We start from the raw sequence: 12,860 nt of genomic DNA on the forward strand, positions 1-12,860 counted from the left end.
CTCGGATTGAACCGGATCATTCCATGCGGGGAGGTACCGAACTCGACCAATGATGTGTATGAGTTTCTGAAGACGATCTCCTTGCTGGTGCAGGCGATGCGACTGTCGGACGATGTCTGGGAAAAGCATTTTGACCGCTTGTTCGAACAGATCCGTGAATCCATGCTCTCTCGCCAGGAGATTATGAATACGGTCCAGTTGCTGTTCCAGCACTATAACCGGGAGTTCGCGGAACTTCCGCGGGAATATCAGGAGCAATGGGCAGCCGTATTTACACCGCTTCTCCCCAGGTTGGAAGGATGGGAGACGTTAGATGATTTGCGAATGCTGTGCTGGGAAGGTTTCCGGGAACTGGCGGAGCAGATGCAGACACTTCATTGTTCCAGAAAACACCGTTCTCATATTCTTGAAATTCGCAAGTATATTGAACAGAACTACAACAATCCCGAGCTGTCGCTGAATTATCTAAGTGATCTATTCGATATTAATCCAAAATATCTAAGTAAGCTGTTTAAGGACGAAATTGGTGAGAAGTTCGTGGATCTTCTGATTAGCCACCGCATAGAGAAGGCCAAGCAGCTTATGCTGGAGACTGACAAGGCCATTCAGGAGATCAGTGAGGAAGTCGGGTACACGAACTATAATTCCTTCAATCGGGCTTTCAAGAATGTGGTCGGTGTAGCACCAAGCGATTACCGAAAAGCCATATGAGCCCATGCACCAAACCAAGCCGAACTCATAAGGAGAATGTGCATATGGACTATAAAGATACTTCGCTCCCCGTTCAGGAACGAGTACGAGATCTACTCCAGCGGATGACAACGGAGGAGAAGATAGGGCAGTTGATTCAGCCGATGGGCTGGAAGACTTATGTTAAGGAAGCAGATGGTACGGTACAGGTTACCGAGGAGTTTAAAGAGGACATCGCACAGGGCGGAATCGGCTCTTTATATGGTGTACTTCGTGCCGATCCCTGGACCGAAGTGACACTGGAGACGGGGCTCAACCCAAGGCAGGGGGCTGCTGCCACCAATGAAATTCAGCGTTATGCCATGGAGAACTCCCGGCTGGGAATCCCTATTTTGTTCGGGGAGGAGTGTTCTCATGGACATATGGCAATTGGGGCGACCGTATTCCCGGTGCCGCTTGGCGTAGGGAGCGCATGGAATATGGAATTGTACCGCAAGATGTGTGAAGCGATCGCTGTGGAGACCCGGAGTCAAGGGGGAGCGGCAACGTATTCCCCTGTGCTGGATGTGGTGCGTGACCCCAGATGGGGGCGTACAGAGGAATGTTTTGCCGAAGATCCATACCTGATCGGTGAATTGGCGGTAGAAGCGATGAAAGGCCTGCAGGGAGACCGGCTTGATTCCAATCGAACGATTGTGGCGACACTCAAACATTTTGCAGCTTATGGCAGTTCGGAGGGTGGACGCAATGCAGCCCCTGTTCATATGGGATTACGTGAGTTGCATGAAGTGGACCTATTGCCCTTCAAGAAAGCGGTTGAAGCCGGAGCATGTTCTGTCATGACAGCGTATAACGAAATTGACGGTGTACCCTGTACATCGAGCTCGTATCTGTTGAATGATCTCCTGCGCGAGCAATGGGGATTTGACGGATTCGTCATCACCGATTTTGGTGCGATCCAGATGCTGGTCAGCGGTCACAACACGGCGGAGAACGGGGAGCAGGCTGTCGCTCAGTCGCTCCAGGCGGGTGTGGACATGGAAATGTCCGGATACATGTACCGGAAGCTTCTGAGGCAGGCGCTGGAGCAAGGAATAATCGGAGAGCAGGATCTGGATACGGCAGTAAGGCGAGTGCTGGAGATGAAGTTCAGACTGGGCTTATTTGAAAAACCCTTTGTTGATCCCGACTTTGCAGAGCAGGTGATCGGATGTGAGGACCATATTCAGCTGGCGAGAAAAGTCGCGCAAGAGGGAATTATTTTACTTAAAAACGAAGGCAACACCCTTCCGCTCAGCAAAACAGGTACGAAGCTGGCCGTTATTGGGCCGAATGCGAACCATGTCTACAATCAGCTTGGTGATTATACCTCACCGCAGCCGAGAGAACAGATCGTTACGGTGTTAGACGGGCTTCGCCGTAAGCTTGGGACTGAAACTGAACAGGTTCTATACGCGCCCGGATGCCGCATCAAAGGCGATTCCAGAGAGGGGTTTGCACAAGCGCTCGCCTGTGCTGAACAGGCAGACACCATCGTTATGGTGATGGGTGGGTCAAGCAGCCGTGATTTTGGCGAAGGCACCATTGATCTGCGGACGGGTGCATCCGTTGTCACGGATGATCCATGGAACGATATGGAGTGCGGTGAGGGCATAGACCGATCATCTCTGAGCTTAATGGGTGTTCAACTGGAGCTGGTGCAGGAAGTACATAGGCTGGGGAAACCGATTATTGTCGTATATATTAACGGCCGACCCATTGCTGAACCTTGGATTGATGAACATGCCCATGCCATCCTGGAAGCGTGGTACCCGGGGCAGGAGGGTGGCAACGCCATTGCGGATATTCTGTTTGGGGACGTTAATCCATCCGGTCGACTTACCATTTCCATTCCCAAGCATGTCGGGCAACTTCCCGTCTGCTACAATGCCAAACGCACCCGAGGCAAGCGATATCTGGAGATGGATCTTGCACCGCAGTATCCGTTCGGCTTTGGGTTGAGCTATACGGCATTCAAGTACGAGAACGTAAGAGTGATCCCGGAAGTGATCGGTCCAGATGATGAAGCTGAGGTACAGGTGGAAATCACGAACACCGGAGCGGTTGCTGGAGATGAGGTGGTGCAGCTGTATATTTCGGATGTATCGGCTTCGGTGACCCGGGCTGAAATCTCGCTGAAGGGGTTTCGCAAAATCCGTCTGGAGCCGGGACAGACCCAAACGGTTACTTTCCCTGTACAAAAAGAGCATCTGGCGCTGATCGACTCCCGTCTCCAGCCTGTGGTTGAGCCGGGTGAATTCAGATTGATGGTTGGCAGCAGCTCCAGAGAATGGACTGCGTGCAGTTTGCACATCCAGAAGGTGGGGGTGGAGGTATGATTCGAATTCAGAGATTCATTCAGGATATGGCTCAGCAGCAATGGCTCGATACGGTGGAGCTTCCAGAGTGGCAGATGCAGAAAGCCAAGTATATCCTGCCTGGAGAATATGAGTATGAGCAGGAGAATGCGGCTGTCCAAAGCCTGAATCCGCTCGATAGCAACTATGGAACGACCTATTTTCTGAGCAAAAAAGTAGAGATTCCGGGCAATTGGGAGGATCATGCGATTGGATTGATTTTTGAAGCCGGGGGTGAAGGGCTGCTGAAGGTGAATGGCACGCCTTATCACGGACTGGACCGAAATCATTGGTATGTACCGTTACCCAGGAGTCGTGTGGGAACTACGCCTTTATTGGAGATTGAGCTGTATGATCCTATACCAGAACCACATGACCCGCTAAACCGACAGGCGGTGATTCAGCCGCCGATCCGTGGTATTCGAACTGCTTTGGTATATGTGAATCAACCGTTACAGAGCTTGATGTACAGCATTACAGTACTTGCAGAATCACTCAGAGCATTGCCGGAGAAAGACTTAAAGCGCACCCGTCTTGTCCGGGATATTCATCAGGTCATGGATGAGATGTACAACGAGCCCAATCGCTGGGGTGAGGCGGCATGGGTGCAGAACTTCGAAAATTCGCTGGCACATTCTGTGCAAAAGGAAGACCCGGAAGAGTACCGGAATGGGTTCATGCACCTGGTTGGACAGTCACATATTGATATTGCCTGGCTGTGGCCTGTACGTGAGACAGTCCGCAAATCCAGTCGAACCTTCTCCACGATGTGTACCTTGATGGACGAGTACCCGGAGTTTATATATTCGCAGAGCCAGCCACAGCTGTATGCGTTCGTGAAAGAGCATTACCCGGAATTGTATGAACGAGTCAAAGCCCGGATTGCCGAAGGTCGCTGGGAGCTGGTTGGCGGCATGTGGGTGGAGCCGGATCTGAACATTCCGAGCGGCGAGTCCTTGGTAAGGCAGATGTTGTACGGACAGAACTTCTATCAGGAGGAGTTTGGCAAGCGTTCGAGCATTGAGTGGCTCCCTGATACCTTCGGATACTGTGCTTCGTTACCGCAATTGCTGAAACTGGCTGGTATTCCCTATTTTATGACCACCAAGCTCAATTGGAATGATACCAACGTTTTTCCGTATGATCTGTTCCATTGGGTGGGTATTGATGGCACCTCGGTGCTTGCGTATCTGAATCATGGAGTGAACGAGCATACCCGGCCCAAAGATATGGATGAGCACTGGCAATCCTATAAGCAGAAAGATGTACATCCTGAGCAAATGCTGCTTTACGGGCATGGCGATGGAGGGGGCGGCGTCACGAATGAAATGGTGGAGTTCGGAGAGCGATCCCATTTCATGGTTGGACAGCCCACCAGCAAGTTCAGTACAGCGGGAGCATTTTTCGAAGAAATATCCAACAATAATCCCACTTTGCCGAAATGGCATGGAGACCTGTATCTGGAACTCCACCGGGGAACTTATACCACGCATGCAAGGAACAAACGAAGCAATCGGAAGGCGGAAGTACTGTACCGGGAAGCGGAGATCTGGGGGCAGTTTGCCGGATCTGAAGCAGCACAGGTGAAGAACAAGCTGGATGAAGGCTGGAAGCTGATCATGCTCAACCAGTTCCATGATATTATCCCGGGTACGTCCATCCCCGAAGCATATGTCACTTCCATGGAGGAGTATTCGAAGGTGTTTGCCCTGGGAACATCGGCGATGGAAGGCGCCCTCAGTACCCTTGTGGAAAGTATTGCGACAGATGGTTTGGATGGCCTGCCTTACGTTATTTTTAATAGCCTGGGCTGGGAGCGCGGAGAAGTGGTGACCATTACAGGCGGCGTGAGCCTGAATGGCCTCGCTGCTTTTGATCATCAGGGTAATTATCTGGCAGGGGACCTTGAGCAAAATGGAGACGAGTTGATCCTGTCAGTCTATGTTCCATCCATTCCGGCCTTTGGGTATACCACGATATGGTTACGCCAGGCACCGGATGCCGATCTTCCTGCATTGAAGCAGGAGGAATCTTTCCCTTCTGTCTGGGAAACAGACTTCTACACGCTTGAATTTAACGATGTGGGGGAAATCACCAGATGGTATGACAAGTCCATACAGCGGGAGTGGCTGAAGCCGGGAGATAAAGCGAATGAGCTTCAGTTCTTCCATGACAAACCAACGTATTGGGATGCGTGGGATATTGACCCGAGGTTCGAATCTCAACGGGCAGGGGCGGTGCAGCTGATCTCCAGACAGATCGTACAGCGCGGGGCAACGCAGGATATCCTTCGTTTCAACTGGAAGCTGAACGACTCGGAGATTCGCCAGGATATCATCTTGTATCGTCATCAGCGACGTGTGGATTTCAAGACAAAGGTGAACTGGGTTGAGAGTCATAAGTTGCTCAAAGTCGCATTTCCGGTCGATCTGGTGTCAGCCAAAGCAACCTACGAAATCCCGTTTGGTGCGTTGGAGCGGCCAACTCATAACAATACCAGCTGGGAGCAGGCACAGTTTGAAGTGTGCGGGCACCGCTGGGCGGATATTTCCGAGGGCAACAGTGGTGTAAGCTTGCTGAACGATTGCAAGTATGGGTACGACATCAAGGATCAGACGATTCGTCTGTCCCTGCTCCGTGCTCCGAAATGGCCGGATGAACATGCCGACCAGGGTGAGCATGAATTCACCTACTCGCTCCTGCCCCATCAAGACGATTGGCGGGAAGCGGGTGTGGTACGCCGTGCGATGGAGCTGAACTATCCGGCCCAGGTTGTGGCAGCAGGCAGACATTCAGGGATATTAACGGCAGAGCATTCCTGGATTCACTTTCGCAGCGAACACGTCATTCTGGATACAGTCAAAGCTTCAGAAGACGGAACAGGAACGGTACTGCGTTTCTATGAGTCATCTGGAGGAAGAGAAACAGTCGAGATTCAATGGGTGGAAACGCGGATAAAAGCATCTGTAGTCAATCTGCTGGAGGACGAAATCCGGCCATTGGCTTGTCGTGAAGGGACGTTTGAACTGACGTTCAAGCCTTATGAGATTCAATCCGTAAAAATCGGTTCACCTGAATAACTTAGGGTGCCAGATAAGAATCTTTTAAAAGAAGAGGAGTGGACCGTCAATGAGGCGAAAGTGTAGTAGAGCATTCCATTCCATCACGAACTCACATCAGGACGATAAAATACCAATTCAGCAGGAGGGTATAACATGAAATTAACGAATAAGATCGGCGTCATTGTGGACAGTTTCGGTATAGGCGTAAGAGAAGGGCTGAACAAAGCGAAAGACGTTGGGGCGGAAGGTGTACAGATCTATGCGGTCAAGGGAGAGATGGACCCCGAAAATCTGTCGCCTGCGGCTCGCAAGGAGTTAAGAAGTTATATCGATTCTCTAGGGCTTGAAATTTCTGCGCTGGTTGGCGATTTGGGTGGACATGGGTTTCAAGTAAAGGAAGATAATCCGTGGAAAGTGGAGAAGTCCAAGCGAATCGTGGATCTGGCCCTTGATCTGGGAACCAATATCGTCACGACACATATCGGTATTGTCCCGCATGATCCTTCATCCGAAGTGTATGCCACGCTGCATGCGGCTTGTGAAGAGCTGGGCCAATACGCGAAAAGCGCAGGTGCGTACTTCGCCATTGAGACGGGTCCGGAAACAGCCGCAGATTTGAAAGGATTTCTGGATACATTGTCGACCAACGGGGTATCGGTGAATTTTGACCCGGCGAACATGGTTATGGTTACCGGAGACGACCCGGCTCGCGGTGTTCATCTGTTGAAGGATTATATTGTGCACACCCATGTGAAAGATGGGGTGCGTCTCAAGGAAGTCGATCCGAGAGATGTATATGGTGCAGTGGGTTACGCGCCCATGGATCATGAGAAGATTGCCGAGATGGTTTCTTCCGGGACGTTCTTCCGTGAAGTGCCACTGGGCGAGGGTGGTGTGGATTTTGATGGATACTTTGCGGCCCTTCAGGAGATTGGTTACACAGGGTATCTGACGATTGAACGTGAAGTAGGCAATCAGCCGGAGCTGGACATTCGCAAAGCGGTTGAATTCATCAAACAATACCGGTAGGGAGCTGAGCAGATGAAAGTGGGCCTGAGTACGTATAGCTTGTTGAACGATTTGAATTCAGGTGAAATGACGGTTCTGGATGTCATTGATTGGATTGCAGCAAATGGTGGCGAGCATATGGAGATGGTTCCGTATGGCTACACCGTGGAAGATAATCATGATTTGGCTGATGCCATTCGGGAGCGAGCTGCTTCTGCGGGTATTGAGCTGTCCAACTATTCGCTACCTGCGAATTTCGTGCAGGAGACGGAAGAAGCTTTTGAAGAAGAAATAGCTCGGGTCAAAAGACATGTCGACGTTGTACACCGAATGGGTGTGAAGCATATGCGTCATGACGTCACGGCGTTTACGTTGCCAAAGGAGAAAATGACCATTACCTGGTTCGAGGAAAATCTCCCGCTGATGGTGAAGGGCAGCCAGATCATTGCGGATTATGCTGCGCAGTTTGGCATCACCACAACCATTGAAAATCACGGCTTCAGCGTGCAGGCGAGCGATCGTGTGCAACGTGTGCTGCATGCCGTGGATCGTCCGAACTTCAAAACAACACTCGACATCGGCAATTTCATGTGCGTGGATGAGAACCCCATTATCGGGGTCATGAAAAATCTGCCGTACGCTTCTCTGGTACATTTCAAAGACTTCTATTTCCGTTCTTATGATGAGCATCCGGGCGAAGGGGAATGGTTCACAACCGCTTACGGGAACTTCCTGCGTGGTGCGATTGTTGGGCAAGGGGACATCCCCATTCGCAAAATTGTGAAGCTAATCAAAGATTCCGGTTATGATGGCAACATCACGGTGGAGTTCGAAGGCATGGAGGAATGCAAGTCAGCATCCAAAATCGCCATGAACAATCTGCGCCGATTCTGGGAAGAGGCTTAAGGCAATTATTTTGTTTTACATCGTGGGGCCACTTTAAGAAAGTGGCTCTTTTTGCACTTCTTATGTTGGGAGATATACTCGTCTTGGTATTGAATAAGTCATTATTTAGGGGTTTCCGGCCCAGTTATTATGATAGAGTATAATAAAGCAAAGCGCTTTCATATTTTCTGATATAGAAATTTATAAAATAATATCAATAGAAATGGAGAATGAGGATGACGAACTTATCGCTCGAAATTCAAAATGCCGAAGGTGCAGTACTCGAAGCCAGGACGGACAGTGAGCAGGTACAACTCGTGTACAGACAGGCCTATACATTAGGAGACAGCGTCGTTCTAAGAAGCTCTGATGTAAACGTATATCTGATCATCCAGCTGGAGGATTCCATGAATCCGTCTTTTGTGTATTTTAAAGGTGGGGAGTACCGTTATGGCATTCCTTTTGACGAGAAACGCGTATCCTATTCGCCGAAGTCATTTACGGGTGACAGACATGTGCTGAGTGCTCGGCTCGCTACAAGGGAAGAAATTGATGCATACAAAAATGTAGCGCTGAACCCTTATGATCAGCATGGAAACGAAGGCTGCTTTCCTCACGCTTCCGCCAACGTGGAGACCCGCGGAGAGTCCGTATTTGCAGCACGCAATGCCATCAATGGCAACAGTGCGAACGACTCGCATGGCGAGTGGCCTTACGAATCTTGGGGAATTAACCAGCGGGAAGATGCCGCGATTACGATCAATTTTGGACGCAAGGTATCTATCGACAAAGTAGCCCTGACTTTGCGTGCAGACTTCCCCCATGATAACTACTGGGAGCGGGTCACTCTTACTTTTTCCGATGGCAGCTCCGAGCAGGCCAGTTTGATCCAAACCCACAAACCGCAAACCATCGAAATTCAGCCAAGGGTCGTGGAATGGGTGACGTTATGCGAGTTGATCCAATCATCCGATCCATCGCCGTTTCCGGCATTGAGCCAGTTCGAAGTCTTTGGTAACGAAGCCTGAAACACTAACATAAATTGGTTCTCCATAAGGATTAAGTTACGATCATCACAAGTATGGTATAATAGATCTATTCAGCCTGGAAAATGACTGGCTATGGATAGGAGAGGTCACTGATCTATGCAGGTATTCGAGGACTGGAACCAGAAAGTGAAGAAAACGTTTAATGCTACGAATCCCGAGGTTGTATTGACGGTATCTGAAGCAGGGAGTTTGTTGGGTCTGACCAAAGATCAGATGAAACTTTATGTAGACAAGAATAAACTAACTAAGGTCCCGATCATGAGAAGTGTTCACCGATACCTCTTGTTGAAAAGTGAAATAGATAGCATCGTAAAAACGCGCTAACCTCATAGGATCGACCACAGCCATTTGACCGACAGGATTCGGGAGAGTGGTCTTTTTTTTGAGAAAGGGGACTGAATGTGCCGAGCAAACTGTCGAGCTGGTTTTTCAAATGGGTGAACTGGAAATGGGTATTAGCTGCGATTGTTGTTTTTGCCTTCTTCATTGTATTTATTTTACCCTGGCAGGCGGCGAAATCTGAAGAAGCAACAGGAAGTGGAGAATCACCAGATACATCCTTCCTGTACTCGGCAAATGATCTCTACCAGATGGCTGAACATTATGGAGAGGAAGGTCGGAGCGCTTATGTTAGGGCACGGTTTACGTTTGATCTCGTCTGGCCTCTAGCATATCTCTTCTTTTTGGTGGCTTTATTGTCGATTCTGTATCGTGTGCTTCCAACAGAGAGTCGATGGCGAAGGCTTAATTTGCTTCCGATTGGTGGATGGGTCATGGATATGCTTGAAAATATAGGCGCTTCCTGGACGATGTATCGTTATCCTGTGCGCGCGACTGTGGTTGCTGAATTGACCCCGGTGTTCACCCTGTTGAACTGGTGTCTGATCAATGCCAGTTTCGCTGCGTTGGTACCGGGTATCATCATAACCATTTTCCATTATGCTCGAAGAAATCGGGGATAAAATAAGGATTACGGACAATCCTACCAATGAACAACTTGGTTACCCAGTACTGCTGAACGATGAAGGAAGAGCGTTTAGCACCCTTTTTTTGAAGGGGAGAATTGCTTTCAGAGGAACTTGTACAAATACCTTCTTGTCAACGGATAACCTGTTCGTATATACTCATGTCGCAAGCGGCATTAGTAGTTTAATTACATGATATCAAGGAGATGAAGAACGCATGGCGATCAGCTTGAATGTGTATCTCGTAACGGATGGCAATGGACGTGAGGCAGTGGATTTTTATAAAAAAGCATTTGGAGCCGAAGTGCTAGCTCTCCAGACATTTGGCGATGGTCCATCCAATCCGGATCACCCCGTACCGCCAGAAGCCAAAGACCGTATCATGCATGCTTCTTTGCAAATTGGCAGCTCTGTGCTGATGCTGTCCGACACATTTCCTGGCATGCCGCATATAGTGGGTAACCATGTTAATGTCACAGTGAATACGGATACCCCAGAGGAAGCCAAAGAAATCTTTAACCAGCTGCAAGATGGCGGCGAAGTGAAAATGCCGATTCAGGAAACATTCTGGAGTCCGGCCTACGGTATGGTTACCGACAAATTCGGAGTCCATTTCCAGATCAGCTGTGTGGCAGCCAGCCACCAGTAAAAGTGCGATTTAGTGTTTCTCTGATATAGAACAAAAAATTCCAGGACATGAGTTACATGGTCTGGAATTTTTGTTTTTTTGACTCCTGCAAGGAGTGTATTTACATGTTCTACTTGAAAACTAGATTTCTTTCTGAAGCTTGGAGGGGTTGTTGATTTTATAGGGCACAGGATTTCTGGTCAGTTTTTTCTTGATGATTTTTGCTTCAAAGGTAAGCACATCACCAACCTCAAGCTCCTGCTTCTTCATGGTAGCACTGTGGCTGGACCAAGCTTCGCCAATGTCAACGACTTCAGGCTCCGTAATTGTAACGGCCTCATAGATGATGATTTCGTCATCATTGTCGGAGAAGTGGTTCGGCACGGTCGTAAATTCCTTCACAACGGCGGATATTTTCACTTTACCCTCCGGCAGCTCGATCTTGACCGATTTGGCTTTGCCTGCGGTTTTGGCCTTAGGTTTGGTTGCATTTGTGGGGCCAATGTACTCTTCCACCAGACCTTCAGGGTCGCCTTTTAGAGCAGAGGAGTTATCATCGTCCTCCGTATCCATATCTAATTCGGAATCCATATCATTCATACCGGATGGAATCTCATCCAAATTAGACGTAGCATCTGGGCTTTGTGCAGCATCGGAACTGGAGAGCTTGTCTGAAAGGTTCACAGCGATCGGTTCGCTGGACTTGACCGTTCGCGCTCCAATCGGACTTTTCACATTATAGCTGGACGCCTGCATTTCTTTCAGGTACGAGGGATGAATGCAGTGTTTTTGCTCGTTGTCCAGTTGGATGACTGCTGCCATATGATCGACAAAGCCAACGATGGTACAAGGCATATTCAGTCCATTTCCTTTATAATAGAACGTTTTGATCTTGGTTGCTTTCTCCGAAAGCAAGCCCCATTCCTGGCACTTCTCAATCAGTTCGTCCTCGTTCTCCAAAGCGTTATAATACTGCGGTTCGATCATAAAAGCATATGCCATAACGAATTTCCGCCTTTCCAATCATTTCTTCATGTTCATCGTTGCCAAATTACAATCAGTGTATCACAAAAGCGTATCCTTAGATGAAGAATATAAAAGCGCCTGACTGGGCGCGTATGGTATAATTTCCGGTAGACAACGGGTGGGAATGGTCCAAAAGAAAGTGATAAACAAAAACCCACCGTTAAACAGGTTGACTCCTGCGGTGGGATTGGTTATGCATCGTAACAGACGTGCGCCGTAAGAGAGTTTTACTTCTCCTTATTGTCTATTCTTATGTTACCATGGCCATTTTATACAGGCAAATAAGTGACTGCTTCTACATTAAAGTTAATGTTTTTTTTATGACGGATTGTAATATGAAGTGCGACACCTACTGGAAATAAATAAAAAATGGCCCATGGCCGGATTCGTGTAGAATGAAGGTTCCTACACCACATTCACACAAGGAGAATCCACCATGAGCTACACACATCTTAGCATAATGGAGCGCAGCAAGCTAGAAATCCTCCATCAGCAAGGTCAAAGTTCAAGAGCCATCGCAAAAGAATTAGGAAGGCATCCTTCGACGATTTGTCGTGAATTGGATCGTGCTACTCCATCGCAACCCTATCATGCAGAGCAGGCTCAGAGCGCTTATGAGGAGCGTCGTAAAGCTTCTATCTCACCTGGTAAATGGTCCGAAGCCATAGCTATTTCCTTGGAGGAAAAACTGCTGACAACGTGGTCTCCGGAGCAAATCACGGAACGTTTCCGCATCCAAGGCCTGCCGTCGGTCTCCTTTAAAACCATCTATCGCTGGCTCTACGCCGGGCGTCTGGTTCGAGGCACGTTACAGGTCCTTCGGCACAAAGGGAAGCGTCAGAAACCCACAGAAACTCGCGGTAAATTCGCTATCGGCAGATCGATTTCGGATCGCCCCAAAGAGGTTCGTTCCCGTGAAACGTTCGGGCACTGGGAACTGGATACCGTCGTATCGGGTCGTGGGAAAAGTAAAGGATGCATAGCCACGCTCATTGAACGCAAAACCCGTCTTTATACCGCCATTCTCATGCCGGATCGCACCGCTTTGTCCATGGAAATTGCGCTTGGTGTAGCCATCTCACAATATCCCACAGGTACTTTCCTTACAGCCACGGCTGACCGGGGAAAGGAGTTTGCATGCTATGCCAATC

11 protein-coding genes are annotated in these 12,860 nt (G+C 49.0%); 10 read left to right on the top strand and 1 reads right to left on the bottom strand.

The features are described 5' to 3' along the window. From AMS66_RS22880 to AMS66_RS22920, 9 genes are all read left to right on the top strand, one after another. On the top strand, window positions 1-711 hold a 711-nt coding region (locus AMS66_RS22880), incomplete at its 5' end, for a helix-turn-helix domain-containing protein (protein ID WP_160319728.1). Between the two features lie 44 nt (window positions 712-755). Beyond that, the gene (locus AMS66_RS22885; protein ID WP_053782991.1) at window positions 756-3,068 is read left to right on the top strand and encodes a glycoside hydrolase family 3 N-terminal domain-containing protein; all 2,313 of its coding nucleotides are present in this window, start codon (window positions 756-758) and stop codon (window positions 3,066-3,068) included. Continuing rightward, window positions 3,065-6,166 carry an alpha-mannosidase gene (locus AMS66_RS22890; protein ID WP_053782992.1) on the top strand — a complete coding sequence of 1,034 codons (3,102 nt, stop codon included), beginning with the start codon at window positions 3,065-3,067 and terminating at the stop codon, window positions 6,164-6,166. The genes AMS66_RS22885 and AMS66_RS22890 overlap by 4 nt, the downstream gene beginning before the upstream one ends. A gap of 135 nt (window positions 6,167-6,301) precedes the next feature. Next, window positions 6,302-7,177: a sugar phosphate isomerase/epimerase family protein gene (locus AMS66_RS22895; protein ID WP_053782993.1), complete on the top strand. Its 876-nt coding sequence runs from the start codon at window positions 6,302-6,304 to the stop codon at window positions 7,175-7,177. A 12-nt stretch (window positions 7,178-7,189) separates the two neighbouring features. Beyond that, a complete protein-coding gene (locus tag AMS66_RS22900; protein ID WP_053782994.1) occupies window positions 7,190-8,062 on the top strand; it encodes a sugar phosphate isomerase/epimerase family protein in 873 nt (290 codons plus the stop codon). Between the two features lie 215 nt (window positions 8,063-8,277). Then, window positions 8,278-9,069 (top strand): hypothetical protein, encoded by a 792-nt coding sequence (locus tag AMS66_RS22905; protein ID WP_053782995.1) that lies wholly within the window; start codon window positions 8,278-8,280, stop codon window positions 9,067-9,069. Between the two features lie 117 nt (window positions 9,070-9,186). Continuing rightward, window positions 9,187-9,414 carry a hypothetical protein gene (locus AMS66_RS22910; protein ID WP_053782996.1) on the top strand — a complete coding sequence of 76 codons (228 nt, stop codon included), beginning with the start codon at window positions 9,187-9,189 and terminating at the stop codon, window positions 9,412-9,414. 77 nt (window positions 9,415-9,491) lie between these two features. Beyond that, window positions 9,492-10,052, top strand: coding sequence for a hypothetical protein (locus AMS66_RS22915; protein WP_053782997.1), 561 nt, complete (start codon window positions 9,492-9,494; stop codon window positions 10,050-10,052). A gap of 220 nt (window positions 10,053-10,272) precedes the next feature. Next, the gene (locus AMS66_RS22920) at window positions 10,273-10,704 is read left to right on the top strand and encodes a VOC family protein (protein ID WP_053782998.1); all 432 of its coding nucleotides are present in this window, start codon (window positions 10,273-10,275) and stop codon (window positions 10,702-10,704) included. Window positions 10,705-10,824: 120 nt separating this feature from the next. On the opposite strand, the gene AMS66_RS22925 is transcribed toward AMS66_RS22920, so the two are convergent. Further along, a complete protein-coding gene (locus AMS66_RS22925) occupies window positions 10,825-11,685 on the bottom strand; it encodes a hypothetical protein (RefSeq protein ID WP_053782999.1) in 861 nt (286 codons plus the stop codon). A gap of 460 nt (window positions 11,686-12,145) precedes the next feature. Between AMS66_RS22925 and AMS66_RS22930 the strand changes: the two genes are divergently transcribed. Continuing rightward, on the top strand, window positions 12,146-12,860 hold a 715-nt coding region (locus tag AMS66_RS22930), incomplete at its 3' end, for an IS30 family transposase (RefSeq protein ID WP_236703582.1).

This window comes from Paenibacillus xylanivorans, from assembly GCF_001280595.1.
Lineage (GTDB): Bacteria > Bacillota > Bacilli > Paenibacillales > Paenibacillaceae > Paenibacillus > Paenibacillus xylanivorans.

Excerpts from the sequence above, each read along its gene's own strand:
- AMS66_RS22885 (WP_053782991.1), top strand. The coding sequence starts at position 756 with ATGGACTATAAAGATACTTCGCTCCCCGTTCAGGAACGAGTACGAGAT.
- AMS66_RS22890 (WP_053782992.1), top strand. The coding sequence starts at position 3,065 with ATGATTCGAATTCAGAGATTCATTCAGGATATGGCTCAGCAGCAATGG.
- AMS66_RS22895 (WP_053782993.1), top strand. The coding sequence starts at position 6,302 with ATGAAATTAACGAATAAGATCGGCGTCATTGTGGACAGTTTCGGTATA.
- AMS66_RS22900 (WP_053782994.1), top strand. The coding sequence starts at position 7,190 with ATGAAAGTGGGCCTGAGTACGTATAGCTTGTTGAACGATTTGAATTCA.
- AMS66_RS22905 (WP_053782995.1), top strand. The coding sequence starts at position 8,278 with ATGACGAACTTATCGCTCGAAATTCAAAATGCCGAAGGTGCAGTACTC.
- AMS66_RS22910 (WP_053782996.1), top strand. The coding sequence starts at position 9,187 with ATGCAGGTATTCGAGGACTGGAACCAGAAAGTGAAGAAAACGTTTAAT.
- AMS66_RS22920 (WP_053782998.1), top strand. The coding sequence starts at position 10,273 with ATGGCGATCAGCTTGAATGTGTATCTCGTAACGGATGGCAATGGACGT.
- AMS66_RS22925 (WP_053782999.1), bottom strand. The coding sequence starts at position 11,685 with ATGGCATATGCTTTTATGATCGAACCGCAGTATTATAACGCTTTGGAG.